Source organism: Intrasporangium sp., assembly GCF_039812505.1.
GTDB lineage: Bacteria > Actinomycetota > Actinomycetes > Actinomycetales > Dermatophilaceae > Intrasporangium_A.
Map to the genome: position 1 here is coordinate 1 of NZ_JBDIAQ010000141.1, position 9,167 is coordinate 9,167.

General features: G+C 73.5%; 9 protein-coding genes. 7 read left to right on the forward strand and 2 right to left on the reverse strand.

Annotation, left to right across the window (positions count from 1 at the left end):
• The first annotated feature begins 377 nt into the window (after positions 1-377).
• A complete protein-coding gene (gene serS / locus WMI84_RS14730; protein WP_347354452.1) occupies positions 378-1,703 on the forward strand; it encodes a serine--tRNA ligase in 1,326 nt (441 codons plus the stop codon).
• 67 nt (positions 1,704-1,770) lie between these two features.
• On the opposite strand, the gene WMI84_RS14735 is transcribed toward serS, so the two are convergent.
• Positions 1,771-2,667: a LysR family transcriptional regulator gene (locus WMI84_RS14735; RefSeq protein WP_347354454.1), complete on the reverse strand. Its 897-nt coding sequence runs from the start codon at positions 2,665-2,667 to the stop codon at positions 1,771-1,773.
• Between the two features lie 72 nt (positions 2,668-2,739).
• Here WMI84_RS14735 and WMI84_RS14740 point away from each other — a divergent pair, with 72 nt between their 5' ends.
• The 3 genes from WMI84_RS14740 (at position 2,740) to WMI84_RS14750 (ending at position 4,731) form a co-directional block, all read left to right on the forward strand.
• Positions 2,740-3,735: an EamA family transporter gene (locus tag WMI84_RS14740; protein ID WP_347354456.1), complete on the forward strand. Its 996-nt coding sequence runs from the start codon at positions 2,740-2,742 to the stop codon at positions 3,733-3,735.
• 133 nt (positions 3,736-3,868) lie between these two features.
• Entirely contained in the window at positions 3,869-4,492 is a 624-nt protein-coding gene (locus WMI84_RS14745) for a sigma-70 family RNA polymerase sigma factor (protein WP_347354458.1), read from the forward strand.
• Complete coding sequence (locus tag WMI84_RS14750) at positions 4,492-4,731, forward strand: zf-HC2 domain-containing protein (protein ID WP_347354460.1); 240 nt, start codon at positions 4,492-4,494, stop codon at positions 4,729-4,731. The genes WMI84_RS14745 and WMI84_RS14750 overlap by 1 nt, the downstream gene beginning before the upstream one ends.
• A gap of 57 nt (positions 4,732-4,788) precedes the next feature.
• Here the strand turns inward: WMI84_RS14750 and WMI84_RS14755 are convergent, their stop codons facing one another.
• Positions 4,789-6,000: a beta-propeller fold lactonase family protein gene (locus WMI84_RS14755; protein WP_347354462.1), complete on the reverse strand. Its 1,212-nt coding sequence runs from the start codon at positions 5,998-6,000 to the stop codon at positions 4,789-4,791.
• A 290-nt stretch (positions 6,001-6,290) separates the two neighbouring features.
• On the opposite strand from WMI84_RS14755, the gene WMI84_RS14760 reads away from it, so the two are divergent.
• From WMI84_RS14760 to WMI84_RS14770, 3 genes are all read left to right on the forward strand, one after another.
• Positions 6,291-6,890 (forward strand): hypothetical protein, encoded by a 600-nt coding sequence (locus WMI84_RS14760; protein WP_347354464.1) that lies wholly within the window; start codon positions 6,291-6,293, stop codon positions 6,888-6,890.
• 101 nt (positions 6,891-6,991) lie between these two features.
• Positions 6,992-8,317 carry a histidine kinase gene (locus WMI84_RS14765; protein ID WP_347354466.1) on the forward strand — a complete coding sequence of 442 codons (1,326 nt, stop codon included), beginning with the start codon at positions 6,992-6,994 and terminating at the stop codon, positions 8,315-8,317.
• Positions 8,318-8,329: 12 nt separating this feature from the next.
• Positions 8,330-9,070, forward strand: a complete 741-nt coding sequence (locus WMI84_RS14770; RefSeq protein WP_347354468.1) for a response regulator transcription factor — start codon at positions 8,330-8,332, stop codon at positions 9,068-9,070.
• Positions 9,071-9,167 lie beyond the last annotated feature (97 nt).

Genomic DNA, 9,167 nt, shown 5'->3' on the forward strand with positions numbered 1-9,167 from the left:
CCACGAGACCTGCAATCGATCCCACTTCTCGTGGCAACCCGGCCGTCGCGGCCACGAGACCTGCAATCGATCCCACTTCTCGTGGGCAAGCACCGACACCCTGTGCCTGCGTGGCAGCCGTGTGCCAGCGAGTCGACGTCAACCCTGAGGACGACCCTGCCGTGTCGGGTCTCCGGTTCGGGGCCCTATCCTTTGTCCCTAGGGGATGACTCCGGTCCGACAGCTCACAGCGGAGGGGCACGATCCTAACGTTCCTGTTATGTCTCCTGGTGCCGTCCTTGAACGAGTCATGGTCGTGGTCGCTGGCGCAGCCACAACCGGGCACGGCCGTGCCTGTGACGTCGTGGGCGGCATACGCCGTCGATAGGCTGGCGCCCGTGATCGACATCAAGCTGCTGCGTGAGGACCCCGATCGGGTCCGCGCCTCACAACTGGCCCGCGGCGAGGACCCCGAGGTGGTCGGCGCGATCCTGGCCGCCGACGAGCGGCGGCGCTCGGCGCTCGGCCAGTTCGAGGCGCTGCGGGCCGAGCAGAAGTCGGTCAGCAAGCAGGTCGGTGCCGCGATGGGCGCGTACCAGCGGGCCAGGAGGTCCGGCGCCCCGGACGTCGCCGGCCTCGAGGCCGCGGCCACCACCGCCCGCGAGCGGGCCGCCGAGCTGAGCGAGCGCGTCAAGGCTCTCGAGGCCGCCGCGGCGCAGGCCGGCGAGCAGCTGCACACCCTGATGCGCACGGTTGGCAACGTCATCGTCGACGGCGTCCCGAGCGGGGGCGAGGACGACTACGTCGTGCTCGAAACCATCGGTACCCCAAGGGACTTCGTGGCCGAGGGCTTCGAGCCGCGGGACCACCTCGCGCTGGGCGAGCTGCTCGGCGCGATCGACATGGAGCGCGGCGCCAAGGTCGCCGGCGCCCGGTTCTACTTCCTCACCGGCGTCGGCGCCCGCCTCGAGCTGGCACTGCTCAACATGGCGGTCGCCCAAGCCGTAGGGGCCGGCTTCACTCCGGTGATCACCCCCACGCTGGTGCGCCCCGAGGTGATCGTCGGCGCCGGGTTCATGGACGCGCACGCCGAGGAGGTCTACCACCTGCAGACCGACGACCTCTACCTCACCGGCACCTCCGAGGTGGCGCTGGCCGGCTACCACGCCGACGAGATCATCGACCTCACCGCGGGCCCGAAGCGCTACGCCGGCTGGTCGGCCTGCTACCGGCGCGAGGCGGGCTCGCACGGCAAGGACACCCGCGGCATCATCCGGGTGCACCAGTTCCACAAGGTGGAGATGTTCGTCTACTGCCGTCCCGAGGACGCCGCGGCCGAGCACCAGCGCCTGCTCGACTGGGAGCGCGAGATGCTCGCCAAGGTCGAGGTGCCCTACCGCATCATCGACACCGCCGCCGGCGACCTCGGCAGCCCCGCCGCCCGCAAGTTCGACTGCGAGGCATGGGTGCCCACGCAGGGCCGCTACCGCGAGCTGACCTCGACGTCGAACTGCACCACGTTCCAGGCGCGCCGGCTCAACACCCGGGAACGCGAGCCCGGCCGCTCCGGCACGCGCGCCGTCGCCACGCTCAACGGCACCCTCGCCACGACCCGCTGGATCGTCGCGATCCTCGAGAACCACCAGCAGCCCGACGGGTCCGTGGTGGTCCCGAGCGCCTTGCGCCCCTTCCTCGGGCTCGACGTGCTGACCCCGGTCGGCTGAGGCCGCCACCAGCCGGTATGCCGCTCACCCCGCCCGGGCGCGGACCCGGCCGCCGCGGTCGGGCGGGTCACCGGGCGGTCCGCTCGCGGCCGATCTCGCGCAGCCGGTCGAGCACCACGATCACCGCGGCCCGCTGGGCCCGGTCCGGCCGGGACAGCGCCAGCAGCGTGCGGGTCGAGCGCACGTCGGCGATGGGCCGGGTCACCACGCCCTCGCGCGGTCGGGTCGTGTACCGGGGCAGGATCGCCAAGCCGACCCCGACGGCGACCAGCGACTCGACGAGCCGGTTGTCCCGGACCCGGTAGCGCACGTCGACGGCGGCACCGGCCCGGTTCTCGATGGCGATCCGCAGGGCGTCGAACGGGAAACCCGGCGGCACCCCGATCCACGGCTGCCCGGTCAGGTCGGCGGCACGCACCTGCGGGCGCGCCGCCAGCGGGTGTGCCGCCGGGATCGCCACGTCGAGGGGCTCGCGTGCGAGCAGGCTGACGTGCAGGCCCTGCTCGGCGGTCGGGCGGCGAGCCATGCTGTGGCCGATGACGATGTCGTAGTCGGCCGTCCGGGTCGCGTAGTCGGCCTCGGCGATGTCGACGTCGTCGAGCTCGACCGTGACGGCGGTGTCGGCCAGGGCCACCAGGAGCGCGGGCACGAGCACCTCCGCGGCGCTGGGCAGGGCGGCGATGCCGACGACCCCGGCCGGCGCACCGCGCAGCGCGTCCAGATCGCGTTGGACCTGCCCGAGCGCCGTTGCCACGGTGACGGCCCCGGCGGCCAGCAGCCGCCCGGCCGCGGTGAGCCGCAGGCCCCGGCCGTCCGGCTCGACCAGGCGCATCCCGACGTCGCGCTCGGCGCTGCGCAGCTGTTGCGAGAGGGCCGACGGCGTGCGGTGCGTGGCGTCCGCCACGGCCGCCAGGCTGCCCCGGTCGGCGAGCTCGCGAAGCAGCTCGAGATGCCGAACCTCCATGTAGGTAGCCTACAGTCCCGGTTCATAACTATTCGCTTGTCCTGAATGGTCGACAGTGGCGACCATGGACCCATGCCCTCCCGACACCGCCTGCTCGCCCTGCTCGTCGCGATCATGTGGGGTGTCAACTTCGTCGCGATCCACCTGTCGCTGCAGCAGTTCCCACCGCTGTTCCTCGTCGTGCTGAGGTTCGCCCTGCTCGCCGTCCCGACGGTGCTGTTCGTCCCGCGGCCGGACGTGCCGCTGCGGTGGCTGGTCGGCTACGGCCTCGGCTTCGGGGTGGTCCAGTTCGCCTTCCTCTACACCGGGATGGCCGCGGGGATGCCGACCGGTCTGGCCTCGCTCGTGCTGCAGGCCTCGGCCCCCTTCACCCTGGTCCTCGGGGCGGTGCTGCTGAGCGAGCGGGTCCGACCGGGCCAGTGGACCGGCATCGCCCTGGCCGTCGTCGGGATGACGCTGGTCGGCTTCTCCCAGGCGGCGGCCGCGCAGCTGCTGCCCTTCGTCCTGGTCCTCCTCGGCGCCCTCGGCTGGGCGGTCGGCAACCTCTCGGGCCGCGTGGCCGAGCCGACCAACCCCCTGCACCTCGCGATGTGGATGTCGGTCGTCGTACCGGTGCCGATGCTCGCCCTGTCGCTGGTGGTCGAGGGACCGGCGGCGATCGGGCACTCCCTGGCGACCTCGCTGACCGCGCAGGCCGTCCCGGCGTGGGCCGGCCTGGTCTACACCGTGGTCATCGCGACCGTCGTCGGCACGGGGGTGTGGACCTGGCTGCTGTCGCGGCACCCCGCAGGCGTCGTGGCGCCCTTCTCGATGCTGGTCCCGGTCGCCGGGCTGCTCACGGCTGCCGTGGTCCTCGGGGAGCGCCCGAGCCTGCTCGAGTACGTCGGCGGCGCCATCGTCGTCACAGGGGTCCTCGTCGGCTCCCGCCCGGGCCGGTCGCCGCGCCGGAAGGGTATGCCGGCGGGTTCCGGCGCTCGTCCGGTCGCCCCCGTCGCCGGGCCGGTGGAGCGCGAGACCGAGGCCGTCGCGCCCGGGCGAGCCGGCTGCGTCGGTGCGGCGACGCGTTGATCGCAGGGGCAGCGCGCCGTGACGGGCGGCGTCGACCGGGCGGCCGGGTGCGAGCGGCACTGGCTGGGCGGCATACCGTCCCCCGGGTATGAGGCCGGTGACCCGAGCACGCCGGCGGCGTTAGAGTCAGGTCGTGGACGAGGCGTTGCTGGCCCGGCTGCGCGACGGTGAGGAGGCCGCGTTCGGCGAGGTCGTCACGGCGTGGTCACCGGTCATGCTGCACGTCGCGCGTGGTTTCGTCCCGACCCGGGCCTCCGCGCAGGAGGTCGTGCAGGAGGCCTGGCTGGCCGTGCTGCGCGGTCTTGACGGCTTCCAGGGACGGTCGGCGCTGCGCACCTGGGTGCTGGCGATCACCGCGAACCTGGCCCGGCGGCGCGGCGCGGCCGATGCCCGTACGGTGCCGTGGACCGATCTGGCTCCCGACGAGTCGGGCACCGTGGACCCGTCGCGGTTCCGTGGCCCGGGCGACACCTGGCCCGGGGGCTGGACCCCGGCCGGCGCACCGCAGCCGTGGGGCCCGGAGGCGGCCGCCCTGTCGGGCGAGGTGCGAGCCCTGTTCACCGCCGCTCTGGAGGGCTTGCCGACCAGCCAGCGCACCGTGGTCGCCCTGCGCGACGTGGACGGGCTCTCCGCGCCGGAGGTCTGCGCCGCCCTGGGGGTCAGCGCGGCGAACCAGCGGGTGCTGCTGCACCGCGGACGGGCCCGGCTGCGCCAGCAGCTCGAGGACTACTACCACGACGTGGAGGTGAGCACCTGATGGCGCTGTCCTGCAAGCAGGTCGTCGAGCTGGTCACCGACTACCTCGAGGGCGCGCTCGACGAAGCCACCGCTGCAGACGTACGGGCTCACCTGGCGCTGTGCGACGGCTGCGAGACCTACCTCCAGCAGATGCGCCACACGGCAGCGGCACTCGGCGAGATCGACGTCGAGACCCTGCCCGACCCGGTGCAGGAGGAGCTGCTGGCAGCGTTCCGGGCCTACCGCCCCGGGCAATGACCGGGGGTGATCGGCCCGGAACAGTCCGGTCGCGGTGCCGGCCGGGTCTCGGCCGGGTCAGCTGGCGGCGATGCCCTCGGCTCCCGTGCCGTTGTCCGGGGCCCAACCCGTGACCGTTCCGATCCTGGTCAGGGAGCCGTCGGCCCCGATCCGGAACTCGTCGATCGTGCCGGCGCCGGTGGCCTGCTGGTAGAGGTAGCGCCCGTCGCTGCTGGCGGCCAGGTCGACCGGCCCGGCGTCGGTCCGGGCGGTGACACCGGATGGGTCGAGCAGGCTCAGCACGCCGTGCCGGCCGGCCCGGTAGCCGGTGATTGTCGCCGACCCCGCGTTGGCGGCATACAGGTACCCGCCGACCGAGACGGACCAGCAGGTCGCGACCTGGCCGTTCGCCACGAACGGCGAGACCGGGGTGAGGGTGCCGTCGCGGTGCACGGTGTACGAGTAGACGCCGCCGGACGCGTCGGCCACCTGCAGCCGGCGCTGCCGGTCGAAGGTGAGCGCGAACGGCACCTGGCCGGCTGCCGGAGTGACCACCTGCGCCCCGGGCCGGCCGAACCGGCTCAGCGGGAAGACCTGCAGGGTGCCGTGGGTCTTCGTCGCGACGACCAGGTCACGGCCGTCCGGCGTGAGGGCCAGCTGGGACGGGGAGGCCAGGAACTGCGGGTCGACGGGGTTGCCCAGCCCCAGGCTCCTTGTCGAGCCGGGGATCGGCACCAGCCGGTCGGCGAGGACCCAGAACCCGGTGACCGCGCCGTCGCCGCCGGCGTCGAGCACGTACACCAGGTCGCGGGCCGCGCTCACCGACACCGGCAGATGGCCTCGTGTGGGCAGCACCTGGACCCGGTGCAGTCGGTCGCCGTGGACCCGGAAGACGGTCAGCGTGTCACTGCCGGCGTTCACCGCGAGGAGCAGGTGGTGGGACCTGTCGTAGGTGAGCGACCCCTGCGAGGCGAGCGGGTCGACCACCGCACCCGGCTCGCTCCCGCCGCGGCCTCCGGTCGGGTACCGGCCCGTCTGGCGGAGCTGCCCGTGGCCGTCCCGGGCGTAGACCACGACCGCATTCCCCGCCGGGTCGTTGGTCTGCACGAACACCGCGTGCCGGTCGGTCGGGGCGGGCCGTGGCGCGTCGGGGCGGTGCGGTGCGGCGGCAACGCGGGCGGCATCGGCCGGCAGTGGCGTCGCTGCGCTGGCGGCCGGTGCCAGGCCCAGCCCGAGCGCGAGTGCGCCCGCGGCCAGGGCGGCAACCAAGCCGGAACGGCGGAGCATCATGGTGGGGTCCTTTCGTCGGTGGTGTGACCTCGCCGGATTCGGACGGTCGCTGGAGTAGTTGCTGCACACCGCCCCGGCGTTACACCCGTCCGAGGGCGTTCGGGCCGTGGTCCGGTCGTCGGTGGTCGCGAGGTGGGCCAGGGGCTGTCGGGCCGTGGTCCGGTTGTCGTTGGTCCCGGGCGCGCCGGGCACCGCCGCCCCGACCGAGAGGCGCGCCCCGACCGGAACGCCCGCCCCCACGACCGGCGCGGCAGCATGACCGCCCGGGCCGGCCCGGTTAGGGTTCCGCCATGTCCGCCAACCTGATCGACGCGTACGTGCACGACATGGAGCTCGCCCTGGCAGGCCCGTTCGGCCAGGCGCACTTCAACCCGACCCGTGCGCTGGCCCCCTTCAGCCAGGCGTGGTTCCACGGCGCCGTCAACCTGCTCCACCGGGCGGCAGCCGCGTTGGCCGACGGCGACCGGGCCCGGTGCGTCGCGCTGGTCGGGCGAGTGGCCCGGATGCCGTACGACGACCACGAGTGCGCCTGCCCTGGTGCAATCGCTGCGAACCTGCTCCCGTTCGACGCGATGGTGGAGGCGATCGAGGACAGCCCGGCCGGTGACGACACCTGGCTGCGTGCCGCCGTCGAGGTGACCGATCGCAGCCCGGCCGCGGCGCAACAGGAGCTGCGCCACGTGCTGTCCGCGATCCTGCACGACTTCGAGCTCGAGGCGCGGGAGTCCCGGCTGCTCAGCCGGGTCGTCGACCGCCTGCCGGTGGGGCCGGCGCTGCGCGAGAGCGGACCGCTCGATCCCGTCGAGCTCGCCCCCTTGATCCTCGGGCTCGTCGAGGCCACCGCTGCCTACCGGGACCTGCTGGGGCTGCGCTCCCCGGCCGGATCCTGACCGGAGCGCGCGCTCAGCCCGGGTGGGCGGCATACGCCGGGTTGCCGGATCTCCGCCTGAAGGTGGAGGCGCCGTCCATCGGTGCCGCCTACCCTGACGACGTGATCGCGAACGACTGGCGGGCCAGGCTGCGGCAGTTCTTCGCGATCGACGACGCCTGGCAGCGGGTCCCGGCCCGTGGCTACCTGAGCCGCGACGCGGTGCTGGCCGTCGTCATCTGGGTGGTCTGCGCGCTCGGCCTCGAGCTGGTGCGCAGCGTCGGCGGGTTCGACCACGACACGGTCCACGTCCCGTGGTGGCAGGCCCAGCTCGCGGTCGCGACGGCCGCGCTGCCGCTGGTGGTGCGCCGGCGGTACCCCCTGTCGATCGCGGTCTACCTGTCGGCGCACATGTTCGCCACCGGGGTGCTCGCGCCGTTCGTGATGATCCAGTTCCCGATGCAGGTCCTCTACTTCTTCGGCCTCTTCGGCGGGATGGCCTGGGGACGCACCCGGTCCGCCGCGGTGACCACGCTCGGCTTCATCGTGGTGTTCATGTTCGGCTGGCTGACGTTCCAGTTCGCGCTCGGGGCGGGGGCCGAGGGGCTCGACACGAGCAAGCGGTACGGCCTGCTGCCGCCCATCCTGTCCAACGTCACGTACTCGATCCTGATCAACATCTTCTACTTCGGGGCCGCCGTGCTGGGTGGCCACCTGACCTGGCGCAACGCCCGCCAGCGCGCCGAGCTCGCCACCCAGGCGCAGGCGCTCGCCGCCCAGTCGGAGCAGCTGCGCGAGCACGCCGTCACGGCCGAGCGGCTGCGGATCGCCCGCGAGCTGCACGACGTCGTCGCCCACCACGTGGCGGTCATGGGCATCCAGGCCGGCGCGGCGCGCAAGGTCCTCTCGCGTGACCCGTCGGCCGCCGCCGCGGCCCTCCAGCAGGTCGAGCAGTCCTCCCGCGACGCGGTCGGCGAGATGCGCTCGCTGCTCGGCACCTTGCGCGGGCGCGCCGAGCCGGGCTCGCGTGGGCCCGAGCCGGGGCTTGGCGACCTGCCCGCGCTCCTGGACGAGGTGCGCGCCGTCGGCCTCACCGTGACGTATGCCGCTCACGACGATCTCGGCGTCGGTGCGGACCAGGTTCCTGCCGCCGTCGGGCTCAGCCTCTACCGCACGGTGCAGGAGGCGCTGGCGAACGTGCGGCGCCACTCGACGGCCGGTGCCGCGAGCGTCGCGCTGCGGATCGCCCACGGCGCCAAGGGTGACTACGCGGAGGTCGAGGTGCTCGACGACGGCCGGCCACGCCCCGGCACGGGAGGGTCGGGCCTCGGGCTGCTCGGCATGCGCGAACGGGTCACCCTGCACGGCGGCGAGGTCGAGGCGGGGCCGCGGGCGGTGGGCGGCTACCGGGTGCGGGTCCGCCTGCCGATCAAGGGAGTCCACGGATGAGGGAGTCCAGGGATGGGTGAGCAGACGCTGCGGGTGGTCGTGGTGGACGACCAGCGGCTGGTCCGCAGCGGGTTCGCGATGATGCTCGGCGCCGAGGACGACATCGTCGTCGTCGGCGAGGCTGCCAACGGGGCCGAGGGCATCGAGGTGGTCCGGCGCGAGCGACCCGACGTCGTGCTCATGGACGTGCAGATGCCGGTGCTCGACGGCATCGCCGCGACCGGGACGATCGTGGCGGAGGACCTCGCCAGGGTCATCATCCTGACCACCTTCGACCGCGACGACTACCTGTTCGACGCCCTGCGGCACGGCGCGAGCGGGTTCCTGCTGAAGAACACCGACCCCGACGACCTGGCCGACGCCGTCCGGGCCGTCGGGCACGGGCACGCCCTGCTGGCCCCCGAGGTCACCCGTCGGGTGATCGCCGCGATGACCGCCGAGGCGTCGGGTGGTGGCGCCTCGGGTGGTGCCGGATCCGCCGTGCCGGCGGGACAGTCCGCACCCGAGGAGGCCACGGCACCGGCGCGGGACGAGGCCCGGCTCGCCCTGCTGACCGCGCGCGAGCGCGAGGTGCTGGGCCTGGTCGGGCGGGGCCTGTCCAACGCGGAGATCGCCCGCGAGCTGTTCGTCGGCGAGGCGACGGTCAAGACCCACGTCTCGTCGTGCCTGTCCAAGCTGCACCTGCGCGACCGTGTCCAGGCCGTGGTGCTGGCCTACGAGACCGGTCTCGTGGTCCGCGGCGCGGCGGACTGACCCCCGTCCCCCTCCTCATCGAGAGTGCACCTCTCGGTATCGAGAGTGCACAAATCGTCATCGAGAGAGCACGACTCCGTACGCTCGATCAGGAAAC